Genomic DNA, 17310 nt, shown 5'->3' with positions numbered 1-17310 from the left:
GGCACCCTACTCCTGCGGGTTCGGCGAGGGGCTCATGCGCTGGGAGATCACGCGGGTCACACCGTCGCCACGCATGGTCACGCCGTAGAGCACGTTCGCGACATCCATCGTCGGCTTCTGGTGGGTGATCACAATGAGCTGCGAGTCCTCGCGGAGCTCTTCGAGGAGGGCGATGAGGCGACGGAGGTTGACGTCGTCAAGCGCTGCTTCGACCTCGTCCAACACGTAGAACGGGCTCGGGCGGGCACGGAAAATGGCCACGAGCATCGCCAACGCCGTGAGTGACTTCTCCCCGCCGGAGAGCAGCGAGAGCCGTTTGACCTTCTTGCCCGGGGGACGCGCCTCGATCTCGATCCCGGTGGCGAGCATGTCCGAAGGGTCAGTCAGCAGCAGCCGCGCTTCACCGCCGGGAAACAGCGTCTGGAATACGCGGGGGAATTCGCGTTCCACGTCGTGCCACGCGTCGGTGAACAGCTGCAGGATTTGCTTATCGACGTCATCGATCACCCCGGTGAGATCTTTCCGCGCCTGGATGACATCAGCGAGTTGGGTGGACAGGAAGCTGTACCGCTCCTCCATCGCCTTGTACTCTTCCAGCGCCAGCGGGTTGACCTTGCCTAACGCGGCGAGATCCTTCTCGGCCTGCTTGAGGCGCTTGGTTTCGGCATCTTTCTCGAAGTCCTTACCGGGCGTGTACCCCTCGAGAAGATCGTCGATGGCGATGCCGAGCTGCTCGACGATCTTCTCCTCCGCCTCGGAAATGCGCACCTGCGCCTGCTCACGGGCGATGTCAGCGGCATGTGCGGTGTCACCAAGCCGGCTCAACTGCTGGCGCAACGCGCTGACTTTCTCGCGCGCTTGTGACTGCGCGGCGGTGAGCTGCTTGACCTGGGAGGTGAGCTCGTCGCGCTGTTCGGTCGCGCGGCTGAGCGCGTCGGCGATGCGTTCCTGCAGCGTTTCGGCGTGCGCTGCGACGGTCCGGGCGAGCTGTGCCTGGGCTCGCTTCCGCGCCATTGCCGCCTCATGACGTGCTTTGGCTTGCTGTTCGCTTTCCGCTTGACGACGCAGCGCAGCGCCCCGGCCCGCAACCTGCTCCACCGCCTGTTGGGCGGAACGGGCGGCCAGTGTGGCTTCCATTTCGCGGGATCGGGCGTCCGCTAATTGCGCAGCAGCCTCGTCGCGGGCAGTAGAATCTGCCTCTTCGTCGGTGTCGGGCTGCTCGACCCGGGATAGCCGGTCGCGGGTCTCCGCAAGGTGCTTCACCCGGTCAGCGAGCCGGATTTCTGCCTCGGTGGCTTGTTTGGCGGCGCGCTCATGCTGCTGCCGCGCCTGCTGCGCCTGACTGGTCAGGCGTTGGTGGTCGCGTTTCCACGAGGCGGCGTGCGCGTCGTGCTCCTTGAGCGCAGCTTTCGCTGAGGCGGCTGCGACCCGGGCTTCCTCGGCAGCGATCTTCGCGCCCTCAAGGGTACCGGAGAGCTCGTCGAGCGCAGCCTGAGCGCGTTCCAGTTCCGCAGTCGCCTGTTCGATCTGGGCGGCGACCTCAACCGACGACGCGCCACCGGATCCGGCTGCGATCCAGCCCTCGCCGACAACGGTGCCGCCCGCCGTCACGGCACGCAAGCGGGGATCATCCTGCACCGCAGCCCGGGCGGAGGTGACATCCTCGGCCAAAATGACATCGACAAGCAGGCGCGTCACAGGGCCAGTGATCTCCGGTGCCAGTGTCACGTGATCGAGCAGCCAGGTCGTACCGGCTGGGGGTGCACCGTCGAGACGCCAGGAGCGGCCACCGGCCTGGGTGTCCACCACCACTGTGCGCGTCGCCTGACCGAGCTCACTTGCAACCTCCTCGCCGACCTCGCCGGCGAGAGCCTCAGCGTGCGGGCCGAGCGCCGCTGCCAAAGCTTTCTCCAACCCTGCTTCTGCCTTGACCCAGTCGGCCAACGGGGCGAAACCTTGGCCTAAGACATCGGCCGCGTCGGCGACCGGGGCGGTTTCAGCGAGTGTGGAGATGCGTGCAGATAGAGAGTAGACAGTCTTCTCACGCTGTTTTTGCTCCTCACGGAGCTGGTCGAGGCGCTTCTCCGCCGCATCGGCTTCCGCCCCGGCGCGGGTGTGCGCCTGGACGAGAGGTTCCCGCTCACTGTCGACGGACGCCAGCTTCTCAGCAGCTTGAGCCGCCTGCTCCTCCGCATTGCGGGCCTGCTGGCGCGTCTCCTCCGCCGCTGCCGCAAGCCTTTCCACTTCTTGCTGGGCGGACTCAACCGCTCCTGCTTGGCTTTCCTCCTGGGCGAGCAGGCGAACCACGCCTTCACGCCGGTCAGCAATCGCCCTGACTTGGGCTTTGTGCTCAGCTTCGGCCGCGGCGGCTTTCTCCTTCAGTTCCGCGACTTCGGACAGCACAGCGTTCAATGCAGCCTGGGCCTTGTCGTGCGCGGCCTGTTTCGCGGCATGGTCTTCCTCCGCCCGCTCGGCGAGCGCGATCAGTTTCTTCGGATCCTGGCCGCGGTAGTCCACAATCTCGTCAGCATGACGGGCGCGTTCGGAGGCAATGCGCAGTGTCGCCGACGTTCGCTCTGCCAGCGACGACAGGCCGAACCAGAGCTGTTGCGCAGCGTCAGCAGTGCCCGTCGCGCGTGCCTGGTTTTCTTCTACTGTCTGCTGGTGTCCTTCGGCGTCTTCCAACTCGGCGGTGACGTCCTGGACTTTCTGGGCGTGGAGTTCGGCTGCGCGAGTGGCGTCGATAAGCGACGCGCGAAGAGTGACAACCCTGTGGCCTGCGATTTTCAGGCGAGCGTCGCGCAGATCCGCCTGGACTGTCGCCGCCCGCTGCGCGGCTTCAGCTTGGCGCGCCAACGGCTTGAGCTGCTTGCCCAGCTCGTCGGTGAGGTCGGTGAGGCGGTCCAGGTTCGCCTGCATGCCCGTCAGCTTGCGCTGTGCTTTCTCCTTGCGGCGGCGGTGCTTGAGCACACCGGCAGCTTCCTCGATGAACGCGCGGCGGTCCTCCGGGCGCGACTCGAGAATCTCATTGAGCTTGCCCTGGCCGACGATGATGTGCATCTCGCGGCCAATGCCTGAGTCCGACAGCAGCTCCTGAATATCCATCAGGCGAGCCTTGGAGCCGTTGATCTCATACTCCGACGCGCCATCGCGGAACATGCGGCGGGTGATGGCCACCTGCGTGTACTCGATTGGCAGCTTGCGGTCCGAGTTGTCGAACGTCAGCGTCACCTCCGCGCGGCCGAGCTGCTTGCGCTCGCCAGCACCAGCGAAGATGACGTCCTCCATCTTCCCGCCGCGGAGATTCTTGGCCCCCTGCTCCCCCATCACCCACGCCAGCGCATCGACCACGTTCGACTTGCCAGAACCGTTCGGGCCAACGACCGCGCAGATGCCCGGCTCGAATTTCATCGTCGTCGACGACGCGAAGGACTTGAATCCTTTAAGCGTCAACGAACTGAGGTGCATTCGGGTGATTCTAGTCGACAGTTAGTTGACGGAGTACCTACCGCTCCTCAAAACCCTGCGCGCCCTTCGGCTCACTGTGCTGCGCCTCCACGTGAGTCACGTTCCCCGGGCGGTCGGCCGTCGACGGGTCTTCGCGCAACAGCGCCAGAAGCTTATCGACGTCCGCCTCTTCCCCCTCAGCCACAACCTCCACGCGGCCATCTTCGAGGTTCTTCGCGTAACCGGTGATGTTGTGCTTCTTCGCCTGGGATTTCACCCAATAGCGAAAGCCCACGCCTTGGACGTGTCCGTGAACGTGGGCTGTCATGCGTGTGTCTGCCATGCAGACCAGATTAGCGTGCTTCTGTCAGCCCGCCCTCGTCGTTGCTTTCGCCAGAGCGGCGTGCATCGCGTGCGGTGACACGATCTTCGATGCTGCGGCGGGTGACTGGGTCGGAGCCGTCCCAGAACTCGACGTTCTTCACCTCAGGCAGCATGTCGCGGTGGAAGACCGGATCCATGCCCTGCTGGCGTTGATCGTTGAAGTTCTTCAGCAGCTTGATGGCCACTCCGCCAAGCGGAACAATTGCCGCGATGTTGAAGACGGCCAGCAGACCAGCCATGGTGTCGCCGAGCGCCCACACGAGCGGCACGGAGCCGAATGCACCGAAGATGACGAAGCCAATCACCACAAGGCGGAAGACGAGCATGACGGTCTTGTTCTCCGTCAGGTACTCCACATTGGCCTGTGCAAGGTAGTAGTTGCCCAGCACGGAGGAGAACGCCAGGAAGAACAGGATGAATGTGATCGCGTGGGCGCCCCATGCACCGACGGAATCAGCCAGCGCGGACTGGGTCAACGCGGCGCCCTGGATGTCGTCTTTTCCGTAACTCACCGCCGGGCCGAGCAGCACGACGAAGGCCGTGATGGAACAGACGATGAGGGTGTCAAAGTACACGCCGAGCGTTTGCACTAGGCCCTGCTTGACCGGGTGGGACACGGTTGCAGTCGCAGCGGCGTTCGGGGCGGAGCCCATGCCGGCCTCGTTGGAGAACAAGCCGCGGCGCATGCCCTGCATGAGCGCTAAGCCGACCGTGGCACCAGCAACCTGCTGGAAGCCGAGGGCGTGGCCCACGATGAGGCTGACCATGCCAGGGACCTCGCCGATGTTCAACACAACGACGGTGACACCCATGATGATGTATGCGCCGGCCATGAACGGCACGATGACCTGGGTCCAGTTAGCGATGCGTGTGACACCGCCGAAGATGACCACTGCAGTCAGCGCCGCGATAATCGCTGCGACCGCGCCCTTCATAACCAGTGAGTCGGTGCCCAGGGAACCGCCGACTGCCTCAACGATCGAGTTGGTCTGGATGGCGTTGTAGACGAACCCGTAGGTCAACGCGAGAAAGACGGAAAAGATCGTGGCCAGCGGGGCCCATCCCAGACCGCGGGTCATGTAGTAAGCGGGGCCACCGTGGTAGTTGCCGTCCTCGTCCTTGGTCTTCCACAGCTGGGCAAGCGTCGACTCAACGAAGGCCGTCGCTCCTCCGAGAAGGGCGAGCATCCACATCCAGAACACAGCGCCGGGACCGCCGACAGAGATAGCCAGGGCAACACCGGCGACGTTGCCGGTGCCCACACGGGAGGCAGCAGAGATGGTGAAGGACTTGAACGCGGAGAGCCCACCGTATTCCTCATCCAGGTCGCGCCCTTCCCGGTCCTTGCCCTTTGGGGACTCGGTAATGGCTTTGAACATGTCCGGCAACGACCGAATCTGCACGAAGATCGTGCGTAGGCCGAAGTACAGCCCACCCAGCACCAGGAAGAATGGGACGATGTATGTCCAGAGAATGTCGTTGATGGTGCCGTCAACAACGTTTAAGGCGGTTTCCATGCCGGGGAGTTTATCGGCAACCCGACCCATCGACGTAATGGTTACTAGGAGCAGTGCCTAAAGCACCTGGCAGACCGGGCAAAAATAACTGGATCGGCCATTGACCACGGTCCGGGCGATGGGGGTACCGCAGCGGGCGCACGGCTCGTCCGCCTGCCCGTACGCATTCAAGGATCGGGAGAAGTAACCGGAGGCGCCGTTGACGTTGACGTAGAGCGAATCGAAGCTCGTTCCGCCTGCCTGGAGCGCGCGGGCCATCACGGCGCGAGATTCCTCCAGCAACCGGACTGCGTCGCGCTGCCGTAGGGCGCGCCCCTTGCGGGTGGGTTTGATCCCGGCGGCCCACATAGCCTCGTCGGCATAAATAGAACCGATGCCGCTGACCACCGACTGGTCCAGCAAAACCGTCTTAATGGCCACGTTCTTTTTCCGGATCGCACGGGCGGTAGCCACTGGGTCAAAATCCGTCTCGAACGGGTCCGGGGCGATATGCGGGATGGCGGCGGGGATGCCGTCGATAAGCTGCGTATATTGCCAGGACCCGAATGTGCGCTGGTCAATGAAGTCGAGCTCGAATGGCGCGGAACCCACGCCGTGCATGAGCGCGCGGATGCGCAGGTGGGGGCTGTCGACGAGCCCTGGTTCTCCGACGATCATCTGGCCGGACATGCGGAGGTGGACCATGACCGCGGCGCCGTCGGAAAGCTCGAGCCACATGAACTTGCCGCGCCTACCTGTGCCCGTGACACTCAGGCCAGGCAGGATCTCCGTGAGATCGACATCGTTGCCGCGCACAGCGCGCGGGTGAAGCACCTCGACGGTGTCGAAGGTGCTGCCGACGATGTGCGTGTCCAACCCCCGCCGGACTACCTCGACTTCGGGGAGTTCGGGCATTTACTTCTGCCTCAGCGCGACAGCTTCAGGGTGCTCCTTGAGGAAGAAGAATGCCTCGCGGGCCGAGTTCTGCTCCGCTGTCTTCTTGTTCTGGCCGCGGCCTACGCCACGGCGAACCCCGTCGATGGCGACTTCGGCGGTGAAGATCTGCTCGTGCTCCGGCCCCTTGGCCGTGGCGGTGTAGACGGGCGGGTTGCCGCCGAGCTCTGCGACGCGTTCTTGCAGCTCCGTCTTCCAGTCCTGGATCCAATGCGCGTTCTCGATCTTGTCGTCAAAGAGCCGGGTAATCACGTCGCGGGTCACATCAAAGCCGTGCTGCCGGTAGATTGCACCCAGCACGGCTTCGGTCGTATCCGCCAAGATCGAGTCCTTCTTGCGGCCACCGGTGGCTTCCTCGCCTTTCCCCAACAGGACGTGTGCGCCGAGGTCGATGCTGCGAGCAACATCCGCCAACCCGTAGCGCGAGACGATGCGGGCGCGCATGGGCGACAAGTCAGACTCCGGCCGGGACGGGAAACGGTCGAACAGCTCGTTGGCAATCGTGAGACCCAACACGGCGTCACCAACGAACTCGAGACGCTCGTTGTTCGGTAAGGTCCCGTGCTCATTCGCGAAAGACCGGTGAGTCAGCGCCAGTTTGAGCAGATCAGGCTCAACGTCAACACCGAGACGCTCCAGCAGTGAAGCGTGATCGATTCCCGCGAACGCCTCAGCCCACGCCTGAGAACCCGAGAGCTTGTTCTTCTTCGCCCGCGGCACTATTTGCTCCCGCTGTCCCCGTCGCCGAGGAACTTCTCCAAACCGGCCCAGCGCGGGTCGACGCGGTCCGTCTCTTCTTCGGAGATACCGTCGGGCGCGGGAACGTCGGAATCTTCCGGGCACTCCGGCTGGCAGGTGGGGTTGAACGGCAGGTTCAGGCCTGCTTCGTCGACAAACGCCTGTTCCAAATCAACTGTGTCGTCCACAATGCGGGGCACATCGTCGCCGGAGCCGGCATCCGCGTCATCCTCAGCGTCGCCGGTGATGAAGTCGTCGCCACCGGAAAAGACCTGGGAGACGGTCAGGGTCTCGGTCGGGGTGAGGGGACGCAGGCAGCGAACGCACTGGCCTTGGAGCTGAGCGGTCGCTGTAGCATCAACGAGCACGCCACTGCCCAGCGGCGTGATCGCTGCCTCCACCTCAACTTCGGCGCCTTCCGGGATGGCGATCATCTCGGGGCCGATGCGTGACGGGGATGGGCCGGTATGAGTGAGAGTTTTCGGAAGGCCGTCGCCGCGCAGGACGTCGGCTACATCGAAGACAAACGGATTCGTAGCCATAACGCGCACAAGCCTACCGTGTCCCCGCCCCCGCGACAGATTCAGGCAGAGCAGGTGGCAGGGGCGGTGATGCGTTAGTTTGAACGCGGGCGACGGGCGCGGTCGGCACGGTCGGGGCGCTCTGGACGCTCAGCGCGCTCACGGTCGTAACGGGCGTACCCGTCGGCGTGCGTAGCGCGGCCGGATGCTCCGGCGCCGTGGCGCAGAGCGGAACGGTCAGAGGAGACGGTGCGCAGCACGCTGGTCAAAGTTTCCTCGAACTCACCCAACTTGGAGTCGACGTACTCATCGCACTCAGTGCGCAGGCGGTTGGACTCGGTGTGGGCGGTCTCGACGATACGGTGCGCTTCCTCGTCGGCGCGGCGGGTGACCTCAGCCTCGGAGACGAGACGCTGCTGCTCTTCGCGGCCTTCGACCACAGAGCGCTCGTAGGACTCATTACCGTCAGCGATAAGGCGCTCGGAATCGCGTCGGGCGCGGTCGACCGTTGTGTCGGCCTCCTCGCGTGCGCGGTCGACGAGCGTGTTCGCGTCGTCTTCGGCGGTTGCAACGAGCATGGTGGCGCGCTGCTGCGCCTCACCCAGCATCGACTCCGACTCGTTGTGGGCGTCGGAGACGAGGCGCTGAGCTTGATCTTCGGCCTCGACGATCATCTCGTCTGCGCGCTCCTCGGCGCCGCGGAGGATCTCGTCCTGCTTGTCCAGGACGTCTTGTGCATCGTCGACTTCGACGGGGAGGGCGTTGCGGATGTCGTCAAGCAGCGCGAGCACTTCGTTGCGGGGAACCATGCAGTTCGATGTCATGGGCACGCCGTAAGCCTGCTCGACAGTGGTGACCAACTCATCCAATGCTTCAAATACGCGGTACATGACTTCTAAAGTACTGGTAGAAACACTAAAGCCCCGGCAGGCCGGGGCGGTGTGTTGCAGGTGGCGCAGCCTAGATCAGGCTAGATAACACCCTGAGCAAGCATAGCGTCGGCGACCTTCTTGAAGCCGGCGATGTTGGAGCCGACAACGTAGTCACCTTCGTGGTCGTACTCGGCCGCGGTGTCGGAAACGTTGCGGAAGATGTTCTCCATGATGCGCTTGAGGCGCTCGTCGGTGTAGTCGAAGGACCAGGAGTCACGGGAGGCGTTCTGCTGCATCTCCAGGGCGGAGGTTGCCACGCCGCCGGCGTTAGCGGCCTTGCCCGGAATGAAGTGGGTGCCGGACTTGCGGAAGACCTCAATGGCATCAGCGGTGGACGGCATATTCGCACCCTCGGCGACGTACTTCACGCCGTTGTCCACGAGTTTTTGGGCGTGATCGCCGTCGAGCTCGTTCTGGGTTGCGCACGGCAGAGCGACATCGGCGGACAGGTCCCAGATGGAGCCGTCGGAGTGGAAGGTACCTTCTGCCTCCTTGCAGTACTCGTCAACGCGGCCGCGGCGGACTTCCTTGATCTCACGGAGCAGCTCAAGGTTGACACCGTTCGGCGTCTCCACCCAGCCGGACGAGTCGGAGAAACCGATGACGGTGGCGCCAAGCTCCTGCGCCTTCTGGATGGCGTAGGTGGCCACGTTGCCGGAGCCAGAGACGATGACCTTCGCCCCGTCGAAGGAGTCACCGTTGTGCTTCATCGCCTCGTTGGTGATGTAGACAACGCCGTAGCCGGTGGCCTCGGTGCGGACCAGGGAGCCACCCCATGTCAGGCCCTTGCCGGTGAGGACACCGGACTCATGCTCGTTAGAAAGGCGGCGGTACTGGCCGAAGAGGTAGCCGACCTCGCGGCCGCCGACACCGATGTCACCCGCCGGGACGTCGCGGTACTCACCGATGTGGCGGTGCAGCTCCGTCATGAAGGACTGGCAGAAACGCATGATCTCCTGCTCGGACTTGCCCTTCGGGTCAAAGTCGGAACCGCCCTTGCCGCCGCCAATGGGCAGGCCGGTCAGGGAGTTCTTGAAGATCTGCTCGAAGCCGAGGAATTTGATGATGCCGAGGTTCACGCTCGGGTGGAAGCGTAGGCCGCCTTTGTAAGGACCCAGCGCGGAGTTGAACTGAACGCGGAAGCCACGGTTAACGCGTACCTCGCCGGAGTCAGTGACCCACGGCACGCGGAAGATGATCTGGCGTTCCGGCTCGCAGAGGCGCTCGATGAGGCCGTAGTCGTTGTAGTGAGGATCCTTCTGCAGGACGATCTTCAGGGAGTCGAGGACTTCAGCGACTGCCTGGTGGAATTCGGGTTCGCCGGCGTTGCGGCGGAGCAGCTTGTCGTAGTAACCGGACATTTCATCGTCGTAGTTAGCCATGCTGGATCCTTTCCTTTTCTAACGGTTGACAGTTAAGCACTATAGTCCCGCATGGACTCCCTGCGCTTTTTCTTGCCGCCCGTTGCTATCGTCTTCGGTGAACTGGCAGCTATGAACCTACCGCGTCCGGCCCCACCCAGCTGGATGAGCATGAACGAAGGATTTCGATGACGCACCCCTACCCAGCTCCCGCCCGACGCAACGAAGATGAGGACAACGTCGGCTTACCTGCTAATTTTCAGCCAGATGCGCAGACCATCCGCGTCATCGTCGCCCCAGACTCATTCAAGGGCACGGCCTCTGCCGCCGACGCTGCGGAATGGATTGCGGAAGGAATCCAGTCAGTCATCATCGACTGTGACATTGAGCACATGCCTATGGCAGACGGTGGCGAGGGTACCTCGTCGCTTTTCGACGGCACCGTGGTCACCCTCCCCTCCACCGACGCCGCTGGACGTCTCACCGAGGCTAGCTACGTCTACAACGCCGCGGAGGAAACCGCGTACATCGACGTCTCGGCAGCAACAGGGCTACCCGCTGTGAAGGACAAGCCTGTCCCGCTCACCGGCGACACCTACGGCACTGGGGTCCTCATCGCTGACGCGCAGAGCCGCGGCGCGACAACGATCGTGCTGGGCATGGGCGGATCTGCCACGATCGACGGTGGCACCGGCATCCTCGTTGCCCTAGGCGCCAACCCGATGGATGCCAACGGGCATCCCCTACGCCACGGCGGCGGGAACTTGGGCGACCTCCACGACATCGACACCGCGCAGCTGAACATTCCGGCAGCGTCTGTGGACTGGGTGCTCTTGGCGGACTCCGAGTTCCCCGCAACCGGCCCACGTGGCGCTGCCCGCATCTTCGGTCCACAGAAGGGTGCCAGCGACGAAGACATCGAGCGTGTCGATGCCGCGTTGCACCACTTCTGCGAGTTCGCCGGCATCGACCCGGACCAGCCCGGCTATGGTGCCGCCGGCGCGCTGCCCGTGGGCATCACGTGGCTGTCGCGGTTCCTGCACGGCAACGACGAGCACGTCCACGTCGTCTCCGGTGCCCGCACCGTCGCCTCTTCCTACGGCCTCAAGGAGAAGATCGCTGGGGCCAACCTCGTAGTCACCGGCGAGGGCACATACGACGAGCAGTCCGCAGGCGGCAAGGTGGTCTCCGTCGTCGCCGAGCTCGCCGAGGGCACCGGTGCGACCGTCGCAGTCATTGCGGGCGGCTTCGAAGAAGAGCTGCCAGACGATGTGATCACGGTGGAGATCGGTGAGCCCGGCGAGTCCGAGGCAGACGTTCGCGATCAGCTCATCCGTGCCGGCGCCCAGGCCGCGGTGGGTTACCTCAACACTTCCACGGCCCAGGGATAGACAGCCGGAAGCTCGAAGTCCATCTGGCGCTCCAGCGCCACCGGATCCTTCGGCAAATCCGCCTTCGGGGTGAGTACGCGCGACAAGCCCATGGCCAGGCTGTTGATGGAACTAGCCCCGTCGGCCTCAATGACGTAGCGGTGCACGACTGCCCCGGCCGGCTCTTCCCCACGCTCTTCGCGGTAGGCGCCGCGCAGCTGCTCAAGGGTGTCCCCGTGGAGGTCGGGTGTGCCGGTGTGGCGGACGGAGCCGTCGCTAAGCTTGCCGCGCCGCACCAAAATCTCCACCGCACGCGTGAATGCCTCCCCCACTTCGCGCGCGGCGGAATCGTCGGGAACAAGCACGTCAAACTGAATAGCAGGCATGAAAACAGACTAGCTAATAGCCTTGAGGAGCATGACTCACCGCGACCCGATCAGCCACATGGCGGACGGAACCATCAAACAGTACAACCCGTTCTCGGGCACCCAGGTGTGGACGGTGCCGGGGCGCGGCAACCGGCCGCTGGCCGTACCCAAGCAAGAACCGCACTCCCTGGAGCCGCACGACTTCACCGACTCCTGCAATTTCTGCGCGGAACGCAAGCTGAAGACCCCGCCGGAGAAATCCCGCATTGTCCAGCGCGACGGCGGGTGGGAGATCCTCCGCGACCTGTTGCCGCATGAATTGGACGACACGCAGCCGATGTTCCGCCGCGTGCCCAACCTCTTCGAGATCGTCTCCTACGACTACTGGGCGAAGAACTACGGCTTCCACATGGACACCTCCCGCGAAGACCACATGGAGCGCTACCTCGCCGACGATGCCGGGCGCCACCACGTCTTCGACGTCGTGCGCATGCGCCTGAAAGCCGGCGGCCACGACGACAACCTGACCGAAGAGGAATTGCTCGCGCACGTGCCCGCCTACTTCGGCGGCGGACACGACGTGATCATCGGCAGCCGCCACTTTGTCGACGGCGCGCAGGACTCTTCCCAGCTCGCGTCCTCCGGCACCCTGACGCCCGACGAGCACCACGCGTTCATCGCGTTCACCATCGATTCCTTGCGCGACCTCTATGAACGCAACCGCTACGCGCCGTACGTGTCCGTCTTCCAAAACTGGCTCGCTCCTGCCGGTGCCTCGTTCGACCATCTGCACAAACAGCTCGTTGCGATCGACGAACGCGGTGTGCAAGCCGACTTTGAGATAGACAAACTGCGCCAGAACCCCAACATTTACAACGAGTGGGGCATCAACTACGCCAGCTACCACAACCTCATCATCGCGGAGAACGATCACGCGGTGATGACGGCGGGCATCGGCCACCGCTACCCCACCATGAACATTTACTCCAAGTCCGCGACCCCGGAACCGTGGCTGCAAACAGCAGACGAGGTGCGCGGGATGTCCGACCTCATTCACGCCGCCCACGCGGCGACCGGCCCGGAAGTACCGAGCAACGAAGAATGGCACCACAAACCCATCGACCTGGACATGCCCATGCCGTGGCACATCAACCTGAAATGGCGTGTATCCACCCTGGCCGGCTTCGAAGGCGGCACCAAGGTCTACGTGAATACATTGTCCCCGTACGACATCCGTGACCGCATGGTAAGCAACCTCTACAGGTTGCGTGAGCAGGGACGAGTAGCCGACGGGCTGCGCATCGCCACAGAATGCTCGCCCGTGCGCAACGCGTTGCGCTACAACCCTGTGCTGCAGTAGCCCTGTGTTGCTCGGGATTACCCGATGCAGCTCGGTGCTGGTTGACGTTGTCTGATGTCGCCCGGGTGCACTAGTTGGGGCGGCACCCAGTATCCGCAATCTCGGTACAGTGGCAGGCGCACGAAAGCGCACCCTGATGAAACCAGATGAATAACTGAGGTAAACACCGCAATGAACATGCCAGCACATCCGCCCGCATTCGTTGACACTGTTGGAGGCCACGTCCGCTCGGTCTCTGGTTCCGCCCCCGACTCCGCATCCCGCAAGAAGTTCTGGACCGGCCTGTCCCTGGCCGTCATCGAGAACATCGGCGACAAGTGGGAGGCTACTCGCGAGGCGTACTCTGCCACCCGCCAACAGGCGTACTTCTCCGCAGAGTTCCTCATGGGTCGCGCGCTGCTGAACAACCTGACCAACCTTGGGCTGGTGGACGATGCGAAGCGCGCAGCAGCAGAGAATGACCACGACTTCCTCGATGTGCTCGAAGCTGAGCACGACGCCGCGCTGGGCAACGGCGGCCTGGGCCGCCTGGCTGCGTGCTTCCTCGACTCTGCCGCCGCGCAGGACTACCCGGTCACCGGCTACGGCATCCTCTACCGCTACGGCCTGTTCCGCCAGGAAATCGTCGACGGCTTCCAGAAAGAGCACCCGGACGCGTGGCGCGAGAGCTTCCACCCGTTCGCGGTCCGCCGCGGCACGCAGCAGCGCATCGTCAAATTCGATGACATGCACGTCCGTGCCATCCCCTACGACATGCCCATCACCGGGTACGGCACCGACAACGTAGGCACCTTGCGCCTGTGGGACGCCTCCCCGATGAGCGAGTTCGACTACGACGCATTCAACTCCCAGCGCTTCTCTGACGCCATCCTTGAGCGCGAGGCCGTGCATGACCTGACCCGCGTGCTCTACCCGAACGACACCACCTACGACGGCAAGGTGCTGCGCGTGCGCCAGCAGTACTTCTTCGTCTCCGCCTCGCTGCAGGAGATGGTGGACAACTACATCGAGCACCACGGGGACGACCTGCGCGGTTTTGCCGACTACAACTCCGTGCAGCTCAACGACACCCACCCGGTGCTGGGCATCCCGGAACTCATGCGCATCCTGCTCGATGACCACGGCATGACCTGGGAAGATGCCTGGGACGTTGTCACCAACACGTTCGCCTACACCAACCACACTGTCCTCCAGGAGGCGCTGGAGACCTGGGACGTATCCATCTTCCAGCAGCTCTTCGGCCGAGTGTGGGAGATCGTTGTGGAGATCGACCGCCGCTACCGCGAGGACATGGCGTCCCGCCAGCTTTCTCCCGACACGATTCACCAATACTCGCCCGTGCACGACAACAAGGTGCACATGGCGTGGATCGCCTGCTACGCCGCGTACTCCATCAACGGTGTCGCCGCGATCCACACCGAGATCATCAAACGCGACACCTTGGGTTACTGGCACGAGCTGTACCCGGAGAAGTTCAACAACAAGACCAACGGTGTCACCCCGCGCCGTTGGCTGCGCATGTGCAACCCGCGTCTGTCGGAATTGCTGGACCGCCTCGTCGGTTCCGACGCATGGGTCACCGACATGGACAAGCTCAACGAGTTGCGCCGCTACGCTGACGATGACGCAGTGATGAAGGAACTGCGCGCGATCAAGTCCTCCAACAAGCGCGACTTTGCCGACTGGGTCCGCGTCCACGAGCACGTGGAGATCGATCCCGAGTCCGTCTACGACACCCAGATCAAGCGCCTGCACGAGTACAAGCGCCAGCTGCTCAACGCGCTCTACATCCTGGACCTGTACTTCCGCATCAAGCACGACGGTGAGCGTGACGTGCCCAAGCGCACCTTCATCTTCGGCGCGAAGGCAGCACCCGGTTATGACCGCGCCAAGGGCATCATCAAACTCATCAACGTCATCGGTGACCTGGTGAACAACGACCCGGAGGTCTCCGAGTTCCTCCGCGTTGTGTTCGTGGAGAACTACAACGTCTCGCCGGCAGAGCAGATCATTCCTGCGACCGACGTCTCAGAGCAGATCTCCACCGCCGGTAAGGAAGCTTCCGGTACCTCCAACATGAAGTTCATGATGAACGGTGCGTTGACCCTGGGCACCATGGACGGCGCGAACGTGGAGATCGTCGATTCCGTCGGCGAGGACAACGCCTACATCTTCGGCGCACGCGAGGAGGAGCTGCCGGAGCTCAAGGAGAACTACCAGCCCCAGGAGGTCTACGAGAACAACCCCGCCATCAAGCGCGCGATCGATGCGCTTACCGACGGCACCCTCGACGACTCCGGCACCGGTATGTTCGCCGACCTGCGTGACTCCCTGCTTATCGACGGCGGCTGGAACACCGCCGATCCGTACTACGTGCTCGGTGACTTTGACTCCTACAAAGAGACCCGCGACCGCATGGCAGCCGAGTACTACGCGGACCCGCTGCACTGGGCACGCATGTGCTGGATCAACATCTGCGAGTCCGGCCGCTTCTCCTCCGACCGCACCATCCGCGACTACGCGAACGAGGTGTGGAAGATCGAGCCGACCCCGATCAACCGCTGATTCCCCTGTTTGAATTCGACCCTGTGCAGCGGATCGGGGCGGGAACCAGCGCATCACCTAGCACCACCCCACAGCACCCCCCGTCGTATTGAAACTGAAGGCACCACACGGAGAAAGGCCCACAATGATTTTCAAAGAAACGATTCGTGCGGCACACGAGGAACTTGGCCGACCTACCGATGAGGAAACGATTCAAGCCGCTTTCGAGGACGCAAACGAAGCAGCCTGCGAGCGCTGCGATGATCACTTCGCTCGGCTCATCGCCCAGTGGCGCGAAGAAAACGGTGGCAACCCGTGGATACCGGGTGAAGTCACTGGTCGTTGCCACGGACAAGCCATGCGCCTGGCGGAAGCCGAGATCTTGGAGGAGTGGTACAACGAGCCGATCCGCGCGCTGATTGACAGCAAGGTCGAAGCAGGCGAGGACGGCTGGTAACTCTCCCTGACCCCTGAATTCACACACAGAAGGAACCCAGCCATGGACAACATTGCAGGACAAGAGTTCAATCCCGACGACCTCGTCGCTTCGCGCTTCACCCCCGTCCTCGGTGAGGACTACTGGGTCTACCACGAAATGCTCGGACTGGACGGGCAACCGGTCCACATCTACTGCTGGCGGCCCACCGAAGAGCGTCCATTGTGGACACTGGTCACGTCCGGTATGAGCTGGCACAAGATGGAGATGCCTCAGGGCAGAGAAGACTTCGACCGCATTGAGTTGATCATGACTCTGCCGGGTGACTGGCCCCTAGATGAGGTCACGTCGAGTGCGAATGAAGGGCAAGAAGGGATCTCATGGCCGCTAGACTTGCTGAAGATGACTGCGCGCTTGCCCCGGAGCACGAACTCGTGGTTGTCGTACGGCTCCTCTTCCCAGTGGGGTGAGTCCTTGGAGGAAACCTATCCGGGCAGTGACTTCTCTGGATTCGTTCTCGGTGGCGCGGTTTCCCTGGATACTGAGTTCGACCTGCTCAAGACACAGTTCGGCGGTGAGACAGTCCACTTCTTGGGTCTTTTCCCGCTGTACGCGCAGGAAATTGAAGCCTACCTAGCTGGGGTTGAGGTGCTCGATCTCCTCTACGAAGCTGGTTTTGCAGAAGGTGCCCATCCCGGCCGTCCGCCAGTGGCCTAAAAGATAGTTTTCCCGCAGGTGCAGTTGTGGAGTGTGCCCTACGATGTCACTTCAGCTTATTCCCTTTTATAAAGGCGAGGATGGACTATAGGATTGATTTTGCTCCAACGTTACCGAAGTGAGGGCTTTGAAATCATCGAGGTTCAAAGTCGCACTAAGAGTGTCGCCGGTGCGCACTGTAGCGCATGCACCATTGGAAACCTCCTTGGTAGCACATGATTGGATTAGACGTTCCGAGCGCGCAGTACTTCACGCTTGCGCGTGACGCTAAACGATTCTGTCAGGCTGTTGTCAGCAATAGTTTCCACCGCGCACACGGATTCGCGCGGTATGGTTGATGAACTTACCGACACGGGCGTGACTGTTACTTTTCTTCATTAGAATCTCACGTTTGCGAAAGGCACCACGGATCCGCGTGCGGATCCAATGCTCGGCATTTTGGTTCGTTTGCGAAGTTTGAGCGGGCCATTATCCGTGAGCGCCAGGCTGAGGGTATTGCGTTAGCGAAAAGGTCAGTCGGCCAAGGTTTCCGCCAGAACAGTTAATGGCTATCCCAATCTTTCGGAACTACTTCTGTCAAGTTGAAACCTTTGGGGCCCAGACGGGTTGAAGTGTCCTGGGTTTAGTTCCGATCGTTTCTAGAGGAGGATTGGATCATGCCTAGGAAGTTCAGTGACGAGTT

The 17310-nt window shown here is 62.7% G+C and carries 14 protein-coding genes; 5 read left to right on the top strand and 9 right to left on the bottom strand.

Going from position 1 to position 17310, the window contains the following annotated elements; all coding sequences use genetic code 11:
* Nucleotides 1–6: 6 nt before the first annotated feature.
* From smc to gdhA, 8 genes are all read right to left on the bottom strand, one after another.
* A complete protein-coding gene (gene smc / locus KBX19_RS08065) occupies nt 7–3468 on the bottom strand; it encodes a chromosome segregation protein SMC (RefSeq protein WP_255998303.1) in 3462 nt (1153 codons plus the stop codon).
* A gap of 37 nt (nt 3469–3505) precedes the next feature.
* Complete coding sequence (locus KBX19_RS08060; protein WP_040423615.1) at nt 3506–3790, bottom strand: acylphosphatase; 285 nt, start codon at nt 3788–3790, stop codon at nt 3506–3508.
* Between the two features lie 10 nt (nt 3791–3800).
* Nucleotides 3801–5348, bottom strand: a complete 1548-nt coding sequence (locus KBX19_RS08055) for a sodium:alanine symporter family protein (protein ID WP_255998301.1) — start codon at nt 5346–5348, stop codon at nt 3801–3803.
* A 57-nt stretch (nt 5349–5405) separates the two neighbouring features.
* Entirely contained in the window at nt 5406–6242 is an 837-nt protein-coding gene (gene mutM / locus KBX19_RS08050) for a bifunctional DNA-formamidopyrimidine glycosylase/DNA-(apurinic or apyrimidinic site) lyase (RefSeq protein ID WP_255998299.1), read from the bottom strand.
* Entirely contained in the window at nt 6243–7001 is a 759-nt protein-coding gene (gene rnc / locus KBX19_RS08045; RefSeq protein ID WP_255998297.1) for a ribonuclease III, read from the bottom strand.
* On the bottom strand, nt 7001–7561 hold the full coding sequence (locus KBX19_RS08040; RefSeq protein WP_255998296.1) for a DUF177 domain-containing protein: 561 nt from the start codon (nt 7559–7561) through the stop codon (nt 7001–7003). Before KBX19_RS08040 ends, rnc begins: the two co-directional genes overlap by 1 nt.
* Nucleotides 7562–7635: 74 nt before the next feature.
* Nucleotides 7636–8430 carry a DivIVA domain-containing protein gene (locus tag KBX19_RS08035; protein WP_255998294.1) on the bottom strand — a complete coding sequence of 265 codons (795 nt, stop codon included), beginning with the start codon at nt 8428–8430 and terminating at the stop codon, nt 7636–7638.
* 80 nt (nt 8431–8510) lie between these two features.
* Nucleotides 8511–9854, bottom strand: coding sequence for an NADP-specific glutamate dehydrogenase (gdhA, locus tag KBX19_RS08030; RefSeq protein ID WP_255995838.1), 1344 nt, complete (start codon nt 9852–9854; stop codon nt 8511–8513).
* Between the two features lie 167 nt (nt 9855–10021).
* Between gdhA and KBX19_RS08025 the strand changes: the two genes are divergently transcribed.
* Nucleotides 10022–11224 (top strand): glycerate kinase, encoded by a 1203-nt coding sequence (locus tag KBX19_RS08025; RefSeq protein WP_255998293.1) that lies wholly within the window; start codon nt 10022–10024, stop codon nt 11222–11224.
* Here the strand turns inward: KBX19_RS08025 and KBX19_RS08020 are convergent.
* A complete protein-coding gene (locus KBX19_RS08020; protein WP_255998291.1) occupies nt 11194–11589 on the bottom strand; it encodes a hypothetical protein in 396 nt (131 codons plus the stop codon). The genes KBX19_RS08025 and KBX19_RS08020 overlap by 31 nt on opposite strands.
* A 31-nt stretch (nt 11590–11620) precedes the next feature.
* Between KBX19_RS08020 and KBX19_RS08015 the strand changes: the two genes are divergently transcribed.
* The 4 genes from KBX19_RS08015 to KBX19_RS08000 all read left to right on the top strand — a co-directional run bounded on the left by KBX19_RS08015 (nt 11621) and on the right by KBX19_RS08000 (nt 16628).
* On the top strand, nt 11621–12931 hold the full coding sequence (locus tag KBX19_RS08015; protein WP_255998289.1) for a DUF4921 family protein: 1311 nt from the start codon (nt 11621–11623) through the stop codon (nt 12929–12931).
* A gap of 171 nt (nt 12932–13102) precedes the next feature.
* Nucleotides 13103–15496, top strand: coding sequence for a glycogen/starch/alpha-glucan phosphorylase (locus KBX19_RS08010; RefSeq protein ID WP_255998287.1), 2394 nt, complete (start codon nt 13103–13105; stop codon nt 15494–15496).
* A gap of 124 nt (nt 15497–15620) precedes the next feature.
* Nucleotides 15621–15932: a hypothetical protein gene (locus tag KBX19_RS08005; RefSeq protein ID WP_255998285.1), complete on the top strand. Its 312-nt coding sequence runs from the start codon at nt 15621–15623 to the stop codon at nt 15930–15932.
* 42 nt (nt 15933–15974) lie between these two features.
* Nucleotides 15975–16628: a suppressor of fused domain protein gene (locus KBX19_RS08000; protein ID WP_255998284.1), complete on the top strand. Its 654-nt coding sequence runs from the start codon at nt 15975–15977 to the stop codon at nt 16626–16628.
* Nucleotides 16629–17310 lie beyond the last annotated feature (682 nt).

The sequence above is a fragment of the Corynebacterium sp. CCUG 71335 genome (genome assembly GCF_024454075.1).
GTDB lineage: Bacteria > Actinomycetota > Actinomycetes > Mycobacteriales > Mycobacteriaceae > Corynebacterium > Corynebacterium genitalium.
This window is presented reverse-complemented; position numbering and strand designations above follow the sequence as displayed.